The sequence below is a fragment of the Acinetobacter sp. NCu2D-2 genome (assembly GCF_001647675.1).
Classification (GTDB): domain Bacteria; phylum Pseudomonadota; class Gammaproteobacteria; order Pseudomonadales; family Moraxellaceae; genus Acinetobacter.
This window is the reverse complement of the sequence record NZ_CP015595.1, coordinates 248259-260934: the sequence shown is the minus strand read 5'-3', so window position 1 is coordinate 260934 and position 12676 is coordinate 248259. Positions and strand designations below refer to the sequence as shown.

Below are 12676 nucleotides of genomic sequence, written 5' to 3'. Positions count from 1 at the left end.
CCACGGCATTTAAAAATGCCTGATGTATTTTTTTAAATTTGCTGTGTTTGTAATCTGGCTGCAGTCAGCGTGTTTTTCATTAAATAGGCAATGGTCATCGGACCGACACCACCCGGTACAGGGCTAATGGCTTGGACATGATTTGCGACCTCTTCAAAATCGACATCCCCCACCAAACGGTTTTTGCCATTTTCTTGGATGCGGTTAATCCCCACATCAATCACCACAGCATTTGGGTTAAAGTATTCTTGATTCAACATCCGTGGACGACCCACTGCTGCAACCACTATGTCAGCTTGCTGACATAGCGCCTGAATATTTTTGGTCTTAGAATGAACAACCGTAACGGTGCAACTTTCTTTAAGTAATAAAGCTGCCATCGGTTTACCGACAATATTGGAGCGTCCAACAACCACCGCATGTAAACCTGATAAGTTTTCGCCAATGGTGTCTTTCAATAAGCGAATACAGCCTGTTGGAGTACATGGCGTGAGGACATCGCGACCTTGGCTTAGACCACCGACATTTTCACTATGGAAGCCATCGACATCTTTTTTCGGGTCGATGAACTCAAGTACCACGGTTTCATTAATTTGTTCAGGTAATGGCAATTGCACCAAAATGCCATGAACGGACATATCGCGATTAAGGGCATCAATTTGAGCAAGCAAGGTTTGCTGATCGGTGTCGGCATCTAAACGGAACTCGAGTGAACGAATTCCCACATACTGAGCTTTTTCGACTTTATTACGTACATAGACATGGCTTGCAGGATCATCACCCACTAGGACGACCGCCAAACATGGCGCAATACCTTGTGCTTTAAACTGTTCAACTTCGGCTTTGACTTCTTCCAACACGGCATTGGCAGTTGCTTTACCATCAATGATCTGTGCTTGAGCACTTAAGTTCAGGCTACTGTTCATTTGAATACCACCGTACGATCATCATTAAGGAATACACGGTGCTCAACGAAATATTTCACGGCTTTAGACAGTGCTACTGTTTCGGTATCTCGACCTACTGAAACCAAATCATCGGGTAAATAGGCATGATCGACACGTTGGACTTCTTGTTCAATGATCGGACCCTCATCAAGATCGGCTGTGACAAAGTGAGCAGTTGCACCAATCAATTTAACGCCACGTTCAAAAGCTTGGTGATACGGTTTTGCACCTTTAAAACCAGGTAGGAATGAATGATGAATATTGATCGCACGTCCTGACAATTGACGGCATAAATCATCCGAAAGAATTTGCATATAGCGTGCAAGAATCACAAGTTCTGTTTTTGTCTCATCAACAATTTTTAAAAGTTCAGCTTCTTGCTGGGCTTTAGTGTCTTTAGTCACTGGCAAATAGATAAAACGAATGCCTTCACGTTCAGCAATAGGGCGTAGATCTAAGTGGTTCGAAACAATTGCCGTGATTTCAAAATCAAGCTCACCTTTGTGATGGCGATAGAGCAAATTGAGTAAGCAATGGTCAAACTTACTAACCATGATCAGCACTTTCATCGGCTGCTTACAGTCGTAAAAATCGGCTTGCATCTGAAATTCGGTTTTTACTATTTCAAAGCCTACTTTTAATGCCTCGATATCGCCCTGCCCTTCATTAAAGCGAAATACGATACGTGTAAAAAATTGGCCTGTGGTCTCATCATCATACTGAGACATTTCACTAATATAGCAATGATTGTTTGCTAAATACCCCGTAACTGCCGCCACGATGCCCGATGCAGCTGGACAGGTAATTTTAAGAATGTACTGCGCAAGATCTGATTGTGACATGTAGATTTTCCTTAAAACTTTTCAATCAGTTGATCTGAATGATTTAAATTTATTTCCTATCAGGAAAATATATTTATTTAAAGGAATTTATATTGGATTTTTTTTAATCTGTCTATAGTTTTATGAATATTTTTTTCTTATTAAGAATATTTGTTTCTCTACCATGCCAGATTCTAGGTCTGACATGGTAGGTATCCTTTAGCAAAGGACATCAACTTTGTAATATTGTTTAAGTTGCAGTAAAGCCTGAAAAGGTTGTGTAGACTGCAGCAATTGATTCAAACGTTCATGAAAAATATGAACGACCCCTTGGCTACACTGAATACTCCAAGCTTTAATGGTCTTTTTGTCATCATTCAGCATATAAACTTCGCAGGTACTCGGATCGACCATACGAATATTCTTAATGGTAAAATGTTCTGGATAACTCATGATGTGTTCTCCTGCAAAAGACATCCCTAACGATGCCTAGTGAAATAAGCAATTAATACGCCAATCTAAAACAGCACCGAAACAGCAGGGTTTCTAAGATTTTTAAAATCTGCAATTTCCTCCGATGAATAAAAATTGCATTGATTTTGCGCAATAGTTTTAAAAATGCACCTTTGTTAGTCGGTAGAAACTTTCATTAAAATTAAGCCCGTCACAATGAGCAATGCCGCAATAATTCGGATTGGACTTGCCGACTCACCTAAAACCAATACCCCCACCACAAATGAACCGACTACGCCAATGCCTGCCCAAATGGTATAAGCAGTGCCAAGCGGTAATGTTTTCATGGCATAGCTCAATAAAAAGAAACTGAGTAAAACAAAAAATAAGGTCAACACCGTTGGAATGAGTTTAGTAAACCCTTCTGAAAGTTTCATGAAATAGGCCCAAACTATTTCGAGCAACCCCGCGAATAACAATACAACCCACGCCATCATACCTGCTGATCTCTTGATTTATGTCCAGTTCACATACTGCAAAGCTTGCTCGCAAAAGCCTATACCTCATAAGGCTTACCTCTAATGACGCCTCGATTTCACTCTTCTGCGATATGGACGATCAAACTCAGCCTTTTATAGTAGAAGACATCTATTTTGCCGTTATAGCGCTGCCATCGACCTCTTTTTAGGAGTTTTAAAATGCAACAATCGAGTACTGCATATGTTTTAAAAATTCGTTGTCCTGCAACCGTTGGGATTGTGGGTGCTATTACAGGCTACTTAGCAGATCAAGGATGTTATATCAGTGAAATGTCACAGTTTGATGATGAATTGACGCAGCAATTTTTCACACGTATTGTGTTTCGCTTTCATACAGGTCAAGGTGACTTTACCGCGCTCAAAGCAGGCTTTGCATCGATTGAAGAACGCTTTGCCATGCATGCTGAATTTTTTGACTATACGCAGCCGATGAAAGTGCTGATCATGGTCAGTAAATTTGACCATTGCTTACTCAATTTGCTCTATCGCCATCATAAAGGCGAACTTGATTTTGAAATCACGGCAATTGTTTCGAACCACTTAGATTTACGCCATATTGCTGAACGTGAAGGCATTCGTTTTATCTATTTGCCTGTGACCAAACACACCAAATCACAGCAAGAAGCTGAATTGTTAAAAATCATTGATGAGACACACACCCAATTGGTGATTTTGGCGCGTTATATGCAAATCTTGTCGGATGATTTATGCCGTCAATTATCAGGACGTGCAATCAATATCCATCATTCATTCCTACCTGGTTTTAAAGGCGCAAAACCTTATCACCAAGCCTATGCGCGTGGTGTAAAGTTAATTGGTGCAACTGCGCACTTTGTCACAGCCGATCTCGATGAAGGTCCGATCATTGAACAAGAAGTCCAACGTGTCGATCATGCTTATTTACCCGACGATTTAGTCTCTTTAGGTCGTGATACGGAAACCATTGCACTGTCTAAAGCCGTGAAATATTTTATTGAGCATCGCGTTTTTTCCAATCATGAACGTACAGTGGTGTTTAAATAACCTCATTCTATAAGTCATTCATATTACTTTAGATTTATTGAGTTTATTCACCTAAAAATATAAATTTAGGCATTAATTTTGCTTAATTTTTAAACTAAATATAAAACTATTTTTTATCGGGGAAAATCTATGAAGTTGATTACAGCAATTATTAAACCTTTTAAGTTGGATGATGTACGCAGTGAGCTTTCTGAAAAAGGTATTCAAGGATTAACCGTAACTGAAGTAAAAGGATTCGGTCGTCAAAAAGGTCACACCGAAACGTACCGAGGTGCTGAATACAATGTTGAATTCCTACCTAAGGTTAAATTAGAAATTGCAGTGACAGATGCACAAGTTGAAATATGTATTGAAACAATCACCAAATTTGCTTCAACTGGAAAAATTGGTGATGGAAAAATCTTTGTGACTAATTTGGAACAAGTGGTCCGTATTCGTACAAATGAATTAGGTGAAGCTGCTATTTAAAAGTCAATTTTCTCCACAAGCTGTCTAAGGACAGCTTTTTTTGCTTAAGACGAGGATAAATATAATTTAGAATCTTTTGATCTGAAATTGTTTAAACCTTTTGCGTTTATATAATCTAGATAAATTCGTGGAACATTGATGAACAAGCAAGCGTGGAACGTGAAGGATCCATAAAAAACCAATCGTAGATGATTGGGATTTTCATAGCGACAAAATACAATGTTATAAAAGAGGAAGCCAAAACCTCTGACTCCCAAGTAGAAATGTCCTCATTTAAAACAGAAAACGTAAAAAAAACCTGCCCGAAGGCAGGTGGTTGGAAAGGAAAAAATCTAACCTTTTGCTGTACGTTTAAGTTTTTGTGGGTCATCAAACGGTAAGGTATGTGTCATCGCATTCACGTCTAGACTTCCTGTCACTCGTATTGCTTTTCCTTGAACAGCATAATCCACATCGACACGTGCTAGTGCCACCGATTTTTTAGTCAGTGGTGAGTACATACCACAGGTAATGACGCCAATTTTACGATCACCATCCCACAGTTCATCACCCATGGCTGAGGCTTGATCCCCTTCAAGCAATACCCCAAAGATTTTAAAGCGCTCTTTTCCTTGCAAACGACGATGCTCATAACAACCACGAAACTCCCCTTTTGTTGGAGATACCGTAAAGTCTAGACCTAATTCCCATAAGGTATCGCCACACACATCATTTTCAAATGCAAAATATTCTGAGTTGTCATATGGGAAGAAAAGTAAGTAACTTTCTGTACGCAGCCAATCTAAAGTGGTAAATGAACATGGAATAATGCCGTAAGATGCACCTTTGTCCAAAATGGTTTCCCAAATCATCGGAGCATCAGCAGCTTTACAAAAAATCTCATAGCCACGCTCACCAGTATAACCAGTTCGTGAAATCATCACTGGCGCACCAAAAAGTTTGGTTTGTATATGGTGAAAATAAGCTAAATCACGAATACCTGGTACATGCTCTGCTAAGAAATCAACTGCTAAGGGACCTTGTAAAGACAGGTCATGTAAATCATCATCAAATAATACCGCAACTTGTCGACCGACTGCTGAACGCACCAACATTTCATGACCAATACCAGTGCCATGTACCACCATAAAGGCATTTGGACCTGTCCGGTAAATGACACAATCATCGACAAATTTACCTTGCTCATTCAGCATGGTGGCATAGACCGATTTACCAGGATACAACTTCGAGATATCCCTTGTGGTTGCGTATTCAAGTAAGCTTTCAGCATGTGGACCCACATAATGGACTTTCTTTAGACCCGAAACGTCCATTAAACCCGCTTTGGTTCGAATTGCGGTGTAATGATCTGCAATATCACTGTCATAGGTCCAAGCTGTTCCCATGCCATTCCAATCTTCAAGCTGAGAACCTAAGGCACGATGATGCGTTGCCAATGCAGAAATACGCCAAGAATTTGCCATGAATTTATGTTCCTTCCATTAAATAATAAAATGTGGCTTAAGCCGCTTCTATTTCGCGGTCAAATTGACTAAGCCATTGCACCAAAGGTTCGCGGTATTCACTAATGCCTTTGTAATCTGCAATCGGCTCAGGTAAATCTCGAATCACACGGTATAGTCGTCGTGCCCATGCAGGGTTCGAACAGAGGTCATTTAAACTGATCAAATAGGTGCGAATGCTAAATAACAACGCATTGCTCAGGGCTAGACGTGGCATCATTTGCAGTTCAACCCTTAAATGTAAAAGTTCACCGACATTGTCAGCCGTGACCATGCCACGCTCATGTCCCCACAAATGATAGGTTTCGGATGAGGTATCCATACGAGGATTCACCGTCATGGTCCAATTCAATCGGCGATAAGGTTGATCGACTTGAATATTCAGCAAAAATTTCAATGCTCGATCAAACACGCCTAAGTTATGTGCCAGTTGGGGTACAGGTGCATGCCACTGTTTAAAACTCATGCCTGCATCAAAGTTCAATGACCAATCCGCAGGCCCAGTGATCATGCCGGCATCCATATACAAGTCACCATCACGTTGATCGAGAATGGCAACATCACCTTGAAACTGACGACTGATATATTCAAAAGGATGCATTGGCAATGAATCGCAATCTCCAAATCGAAATTCCTGATCAATATTTAAAGGTCGATTGATCCAATGCCATGCTTTGCCCTGTTTGTTTAAACTAAAATGCTTAGGATAATCATTAGAGTAGCGCTCCATCACCAAAGCCAAAAAATCCCAACTGGCTTGCAGCATATGTGGCATGACAATACAACGCTTCGGATCTTGCTCGAGAGTTAAGCGGCGCTCATTCATTTCCGTCACATAATGTTCATCGACATCAAACCAATGTTCAAAGATCGTATCCGGTTTTGAAGTTGCCGGTTCGATATTGACCGAATACATGTACTGATCTTCGGGAAATGGAAATGGGAAACGCTCGATCGCCTTTGGACTGTTGTAATAGCTAAATTGATCATGCATGTTTTCATTGAGATTAAATTGTATTGTCATGACGCTTCCCCTGTTGTGACTATCGTTATAGGTCGAGATATAGACATTGCCCTTCTTTGGCACGTGATACACAAGGCATCAATAATCGTTGTTGTTCTTGGACACTTAAATAATGATCGAGATGTTCCACTTCACCTTGGCTATAGCCAGTTGCACACTGTCCACACACGCCACCACGGCATAAGTTCGGCAGGTAAATACCTTCTGCCTCTAAGGCTTCAAGTAAACTAAAATCACTAGCTACATGAATTTTTCGGAGAGATTGAGTCAACTCAACATCAAAGGGTAAGCCAGGTGCAGGTGAACTAAATGCTTCCCAATGGACACGGTTGGCTGACCATCCCAATTGTTCTGCGCTATGTGCGACTGCTTTGATTAAACGATCTGGACCACAGATATACACATGTGTGTTTAAATGTTGCTTGCGAAGCAAAGTATCAACATCTAAACGTTGTGCAGTTTTTTCCGAATAGATATGGACGTGATCTTGAAATAAGCTTTTCAGCTCGTTTTCATAGGCATTGCTAATGCCATCACGACACGCATAGTGCAATTCAAAACTAGCCCCTGCATGCAACATATAACGCATGTGTGACATAAATGGCGTTATGCCAATCCCACCCGCGATAAAAATATGGTGACGTGCTTGAGAATGCAGTGCGAATAGATTTAATGGTGCAGAGACCTGTAAGTGATCACCGACTTTCACCTGTTGATGTAAATATTGTGAACCACCACGAGACTGTTCCTGCAAACGCACCGCAACTTTATATTCCCGATAATCAAAAGGATCATTTAGTAATGAATAGGCATTCCGAATAACGCGATCTGCTAATGGCAATTCCACGACAATGTGGCTACCTGATGAAAATGCAGGTAAATCTTGGTCAACCGGCTCAAAACTAAATTCACTAATGACGGGTGTGATGGGCTGAATTGCTTTGACACGAACCTGAACAGATGTGCTCATCATTGAACTCCCATCGGTTGTTGGGCATTGGCACACACGCCCATATATGCCCCTAAACGCTGTGAAAAATGAGTACGAATCAGTAAATGCACACCACAGGACTCACAGTGACAAAAATCAGATACAGCACTCAATTGCTGATGCCCACAATGCACGCAATACACCAATCTTTGTGCTTCACCCGCAACAATCAAACTGTATTCATCACGCAAACAGCCTTGTGAAGCCATTGTTTGCTGAATTTGCCAAAGAAAAGCTTCACTGCCAGCCACGACTATATGTATGCCTGCTTTGGCTTGACTAAGATATTGTTGTAATACCTTTTTGACGTCCATCAGACCTTGTTCACCAAGCGAGGCTTGAATTAAGACGTGATAGGGAGCTTCAGGTGTTAAATGTTCATAAATCTTTACAAGTAGAGCGTCATCATCTGTTTCAAGCACAATGACATACCCTAATGCATAGGCACGAATGTCTGGATAGTCCTGATAAATCGGTGTGCTGTACATGGCATTGGACATGGCAGCGTATCCTGCTTAATTACTGATAGCTTTATATTTAAAGGATTCTAAGGCAGTCGAACATTCCCTAAAAAACATACCCCCTTTGAGGTAAAGCTTTGTTAAAACTTAAAAAGATAAAAAAAAGCAGGACCGAAGAAGATGGCCCTGCAAAAAGGAAATATCGTATAGAGGGCTGAGTTAGCCTGCTTTTTGCTGTATTTCAGTGGCTTTCGTGGCTAAGTAAGCCTCTAGAGAATCATCCAAAGCTTCAAGCCATGACGTATGATGTGGCGTAGCCATTGTACCTGTGATTAAAGACCTATAGGTATGATCCCTAAAGGTCATGATGTTTTCTTTCTTATGTTTTTTCCATGCCAAGAAGGTTTGGCGTACACCTTCAATATTGAAGGTTGGATAATCCGTCTGCTCAATCAACCGCATAATATAATCTCCCTGAAACTTGTACATCGCGTGTACATCTTCTAGAGATTTTTCCGCCTCATGCCATGCTTCTGTATCCGCTTGCATCTCACTCAGGCTTGGCAATGTAATTTGACCCAATATCACATCACGAGCAAACCATGCTTGGGCATCAAACATATTGAAGGAATACCACTGGTCTTGCATCCCCAAATAAAACAGTTTTGGGTTTTGCTCCCACACCACCCCTTGATACAGATGTTTAGGATACAAAATATTATTGGTTTTAAGACGTAGAGACTCCGTCATAAATGGAAAATGGTGCAGATAGCCTGTACATAAAATAATGGCATCCACTTCGGCTGAAGTTCCATCTTGGAAAAAGGCATGCGTTTGATCTACATGGGTGAGCTGCGGGCATTCAGTCCAATTTTCGGGCCAATGATAGCCCATAGGTGCCGTGCGGTAGCAACTTATAATACGTTTAGCACCGTATTTATAACATTGTGAGCCAATATCTTCGGCTGAATAACTACTACCGACAATCAGAACTGTTTTGTTTTTAAACTCGAGTGCATCGCGGAAATCATGCGCATGTAAAATACGTCCGCCAAACTGTTCAAAACCGGGATACTCGGGAATTCTTGGTGTCGAGAAATGTCCTGAAGCTACCACGACATAGTCAAAGACTTCAGTATAGATCCTGTCCTGATCATAATCTTGTACGGTAACGCTAAATTGGCTGCTGTTATCGTCATAACTGACATAGCGCACTGCTGTATTGAAACGGACATATTGGCGAACATTGGCTTTTTCAACACGCCCCTTAATATAGTCCCAAAGCACCGCGCGCGGTGGATAAGACCCAATAGGGCGACCAAAATGTTCATCAAAACTATAATCGGCGAACTCTAAACATTCTTTTGGACCATTCGACCATAAATAGCGATACATACTGCTGTGTACAGGTTCGCCGTGTTCATCCATCCCAGTGTGCCATGTGTAATTCCATTGCCCTCCCCAATCCGATTGTTTCTCAAAGCAAACGATTTCTGGAATTTCAATTCCTTTGGCTTGTGCAGATTGAAACGCTCTTAATTGCGCCATCCCGCTTGGCCCTGCCCCTATAATTGCAACGCGTGTCATGGTGATTCTCCCATGTTGAATGTCAAAAATTCGACGTTGCAATTAAATTAGCGCGTGTGATCTTGACTGGACATTCCTCAGAATGAGTAAGCCTTAGGGTATAAATTCGCGTTCTGCTTGTGTTTGGAAAACAATACCATCAATACCGAGTACCATACCACTTTGCGAGTAAACCCCTTGACCAATTTCCTGTACCCATTGAGTCTGTTGTTGTGCAGTCATCAATCGATAACGAATATGAAAACTTTGATGCACTTCTAAAGCAAGTTGGATATTGTGCCAAACATCATCTCGATCATGTGGGTGAATCAATTGCCCATATAAAGGCGTGTTGATTAATTCTTTTTCGCTATGACCTGTTATTTTTTTACACCCCTCACTGACATATTCCATCGTCCAGTCACGATTATTCCGTGATCGGTACAGCATCATCGGCATTCGCTGTAAAATACCTCTAAGCATACGTTGCTGCGCATCTTTTATTGAGCGAGCATTGATCTGTTCAGTTTGCTCTCGCGCAAGTAAGCACCACAATTGTCGCTTTTGCAGTGAACTTTTGTCTGGCACTTCAATTTTTTGAATATTGGCGTCAATCCATCTCAAAGATTGATCGGAATGAATCAAACGGAGATAAACCGATTGTGTACTCTGTGACTGCATTTCTTTGACACAGACATAGAGGTCTTCAGGATATATATAACGATTCAGTGCTTGTAACCTTCCTTGATCAAAATTTCTCCATGCCACATTGGCTTTTAAAATCTGTAAGTTCTCATCAAATAAAATGACCCATTCTTTGAGCTGATCAAATACCGGACTCCAACAACTGTCCAGTAAAACATCCTGTTGACTCGCATAAATTTCAGACCTCACAGATAACATTTATTCATGCTCCTTCATAGGATCAAGGGCAGCCAAGTTTAAATTTTGATGTGCCCATACCGAAAGTTCTAAGCGCGAATGCACATTCAGTTTCCGAAGTAAATTTTTTACATATACTTTTACCGTGCCATCACTAATGCCAAGCTCGCGTGCAATGAGTTTATTGTTTAATCCTTTGGCAATTAGTCTTAAGGTTTCTTGTTCACGTTGCGTCATATCATGCAACCAGACTGGATGATTTTGCGCGGGTGGACTGAGCACTACATGTTCTCTTGATCGAAATTGCTGTGCCAAAATGTCAATTGAGCGCTCTTGTAAGACAGTCTTACCGACATATACCTGTTGCAAGTGCTCTAAAATTAGTTCAGGCAACGTATCTTTGGCTAAAAAACCATGTGCACCATAACGTAATGCATCCAATAACGCTTGTTCATCTTCACATGCAGTAAGCATGACAATTTTGAACGGATGTTGCCGTGAATTTAAAGTCTTTAACACCTCTAGACCTGACATGGTCGGCATTTGTATATCAAGTAATAAAATATCGGGGCACTGGGCGTGCATCTCATTTAAAAAATCCTGACCGGCCTGATATTCTTGTAGCAAACTGAAGTGGCTTGATTGACAAATAAGATCCACGACACCTCGTCTAAAGAGCGCATGATCATCGACAATACTGACTTGAATTTTAGACATCTGCATTCTCCCCTTTCAGTGCCAATTTTAATTCCACACAGGTGCCTTGTGGTGTTGCTGGATAAATACGAAGCTGCGCGTCAATCCGACCAGCCCGTTCTTGCATGATTTCTAACCCAAAACTGTCTTTACGTTTTAAGTCAGGTTGAATCCCTTGACCATTGTCTAAAACTTTAAGATGCAGTTGCTCAGCTTCCACATCTAGCATGATCTTGGCATGAGAAGCATGTGCATGACGGACAACATTGCTTAAGCTTTCACGCACGATATACAGCACTTGAACAGATTGTTTGGGTTGAATAGCGACATGATGCACCCGATGATCAAGTTCAAACACAATGCCAGACTGCTGCTCAAACTCTGTGATGATTTTTTTCAGCGCGACAATAAAATCAAGTTCTTGATAAGCCAAACGTGATGCCGTAATTAACTCACGCACTTGCTGATAGGCGTAATGGGTATAACTGGCAATTTCCTCAGCTTGGTTGGCCAATTGCATATCTGGTAGTTGCTTACATTGTTGGCTGAGCTGTGCAGACTTGAGTCTTAAAAAACCTAGAATTTGCGCAATACTGTCATGTAAATCTGCCGAAAAGGCTCTGCGCTCTTGTTCCAATACGTCTTGAATATGTCGTTTTTGTAGATCGCGTTCTTGAAACCCTTGCTGAATAGTTTCATCAAGCTGTCGCAGAAAGGGCTGATGAATCTGATGTTTTTCATTCACATTCAAAAACATGCGCCACACCATCATATCTTGACCGACCATGATTAAATCAGCTAAATGCGATGCAATCCGCACAGTTTCTGTCCAATTTTCTAAGTCACTGTGGGAGGACAAAGGCAATAATGTTTGCTGGATTTGACTAATAGTCGCCGAGCCTAAGCCACTCTCTACAGCATGATAGATAAAACATTCCTGGGTAAAGGGATAACACAAAACCACTGCAAATTCAGGCACATGCCCAAGCGGTTGTTGCTGTTTAAGATATTCAAGACATTTGGGTAATTCTGCATTCAGATCTTGAATACGACTAATGTGATTTTTTAGCCTTAAGCAATAGGCTTCAAATCGATATGTCGCCAATTGCTGCTCTAACTGTGCGACTTGTGCAGGTGTAGTTATTTTATCCTGCTCAAACGATGCATTTTCTTTCAACCCCATCATTTTTGCACTCATTTCGATCTATTTAACCAAACCAGCTCATTATTCTTCGTAGTTATATTTTTTGAGCATGAATCATGCCAATCTCGACTTATCTCCACAGAGGTATTCCCTCTGAGA

The 12676-nt window shown here is 41.1% G+C and carries 14 protein-coding genes; 2 read left to right on the top strand and 12 right to left on the bottom strand.

Annotation, left to right across the window (positions count from 1 at the left end):
• Window positions 1-32: 32 nt before the first annotated feature.
• From A3K93_RS14370 to A3K93_RS14355, 4 genes are all read right to left on the bottom strand, one after another.
• Window positions 33-926 (bottom strand): bifunctional 5,10-methylenetetrahydrofolate dehydrogenase/5,10-methenyltetrahydrofolate cyclohydrolase, encoded by an 894-nt coding sequence (locus tag A3K93_RS14370; protein WP_067732072.1) that lies wholly within the window; start codon window positions 924-926, stop codon window positions 33-35.
• Complete coding sequence (gene purU, locus A3K93_RS14365) at window positions 923-1789, bottom strand: formyltetrahydrofolate deformylase (RefSeq protein WP_067732070.1); 867 nt, start codon at window positions 1787-1789, stop codon at window positions 923-925. Before purU (A3K93_RS14365) ends, A3K93_RS14370 begins: the two co-directional genes overlap by 4 nt.
• Before the next feature lie 198 nt (window positions 1790-1987).
• On the bottom strand, window positions 1988-2221 hold the full coding sequence (locus tag A3K93_RS14360) for a hypothetical protein (RefSeq protein ID WP_067732201.1): 234 nt from the start codon (window positions 2219-2221) through the stop codon (window positions 1988-1990).
• A gap of 176 nt (window positions 2222-2397) precedes the next feature.
• Window positions 2398-2715: an SMR family transporter gene (locus A3K93_RS14355; protein ID WP_067732068.1), complete on the bottom strand. Its 318-nt coding sequence runs from the start codon at window positions 2713-2715 to the stop codon at window positions 2398-2400.
• A gap of 204 nt (window positions 2716-2919) precedes the next feature.
• Here A3K93_RS14355 and purU (A3K93_RS14350) point away from each other — a divergent pair, with 204 nt between their 5' ends.
• Both purU (A3K93_RS14350) and A3K93_RS14345 read left to right on the top strand, forming a co-directional pair.
• A complete protein-coding gene (purU, locus tag A3K93_RS14350) occupies window positions 2920-3783 on the top strand; it encodes a formyltetrahydrofolate deformylase (RefSeq protein WP_067732066.1) in 864 nt (287 codons plus the stop codon).
• 129 nt (window positions 3784-3912) lie between these two features.
• Window positions 3913-4251, top strand: coding sequence for a P-II family nitrogen regulator (locus A3K93_RS14345; RefSeq protein ID WP_067732064.1), 339 nt, complete (start codon window positions 3913-3915; stop codon window positions 4249-4251).
• A gap of 332 nt (window positions 4252-4583) precedes the next feature.
• Here the strand turns inward: A3K93_RS14345 and A3K93_RS14340 are convergent, their stop codons facing one another.
• From A3K93_RS14340 to A3K93_RS14305, 8 genes are all read right to left on the bottom strand, one after another.
• Window positions 4584-5714 (bottom strand): aminomethyltransferase family protein, encoded by a 1131-nt coding sequence (locus tag A3K93_RS14340; protein ID WP_067732061.1) that lies wholly within the window; start codon window positions 5712-5714, stop codon window positions 4584-4586.
• A gap of 37 nt (window positions 5715-5751) precedes the next feature.
• Entirely contained in the window at window positions 5752-6777 is a 1026-nt protein-coding gene (locus tag A3K93_RS14335; protein ID WP_067732059.1) for a heme-dependent oxidative N-demethylase family protein, read from the bottom strand.
• 25 nt (window positions 6778-6802) lie between these two features.
• A complete protein-coding gene (locus tag A3K93_RS14330) occupies window positions 6803-7747 on the bottom strand; it encodes a PDR/VanB family oxidoreductase (RefSeq protein WP_067732199.1) in 945 nt (314 codons plus the stop codon).
• Window positions 7747-8268 (bottom strand): dimethylamine monooxygenase subunit DmmA family protein, encoded by a 522-nt coding sequence (locus A3K93_RS14325; RefSeq protein WP_067732057.1) that lies wholly within the window; start codon window positions 8266-8268, stop codon window positions 7747-7749. Before A3K93_RS14325 ends, A3K93_RS14330 begins: the two co-directional genes overlap by 1 nt.
• 180 nt (window positions 8269-8448) lie before the next feature.
• Window positions 8449-9816, bottom strand: coding sequence for an NAD(P)-binding domain-containing protein (locus A3K93_RS14320; RefSeq protein ID WP_067732055.1), 1368 nt, complete (start codon window positions 9814-9816; stop codon window positions 8449-8451).
• Between the two features lie 93 nt (window positions 9817-9909).
• Window positions 9910-10698, bottom strand: a complete 789-nt coding sequence (locus A3K93_RS14315; protein WP_067732053.1) for a PAS domain-containing protein — start codon at window positions 10696-10698, stop codon at window positions 9910-9912.
• Window positions 10699-11394, bottom strand: coding sequence for a response regulator (locus tag A3K93_RS14310; RefSeq protein WP_067732051.1), 696 nt, complete (start codon window positions 11392-11394; stop codon window positions 10699-10701). It lies immediately after the preceding gene.
• Window positions 11387-12571: a sensor histidine kinase gene (locus A3K93_RS14305; protein ID WP_227509904.1), complete on the bottom strand. Its 1185-nt coding sequence runs from the start codon at window positions 12569-12571 to the stop codon at window positions 11387-11389. Before A3K93_RS14305 ends, A3K93_RS14310 begins: the two co-directional genes overlap by 8 nt.
• Window positions 12572-12676 lie beyond the last annotated feature (105 nt).